We start from the raw sequence: 352 nt of genomic DNA, 5'->3' as shown, positions 1-352 counted from the left end.
GGCGCGTACGCGGTCGTGCCGCTGCCGGGGCTGAAGCCGGGTGACATCGCGCCGGCGTTCGCGGGCGGCAACAACATCGGTGTCCTGAAGAGCACGACACACCGCACACTCGCCGTCGACCTGATGAAGCGGCTCGCGTCGAAGAAGACGCAGAGCGAACTCTTCGACGCCATGGGCTTCCTGCCGACGTTCTCGGACGTGCGGGAGCAGGTCGCGGCGAAGGAACCGTTCGTCAAGCCCTTCGTCCGGACCCTCGCCGCGGGCGCGAAGTTCGTGCCGGCCTCGCCCGCCTGGGCGGGGATCGACTCGTCGCTGGTGCTGCCGACGATGTTCCAGCAGGTCATCAGCGGCA

General features: G+C 68.8%; 1 protein-coding gene. It reads left to right on the top strand.

The genetic code is table 11. The features are described from left to right. Positions 1–15: 15 nt before the first annotated feature. Positions 16–352, top strand: a 337-nt coding sequence (locus tag AB0C16_RS41090; RefSeq protein WP_357691656.1) for an extracellular solute-binding protein, incomplete at its 3' end; no start/stop codon positions are given.

Source organism: Nonomuraea sp. NPDC048916 (genome assembly GCF_040649575.1).
Classification (GTDB): domain Bacteria; phylum Actinomycetota; class Actinomycetes; order Streptosporangiales; family Streptosporangiaceae; genus Nonomuraea.
This window is presented reverse-complemented; position numbering and strand designations above follow the sequence as displayed.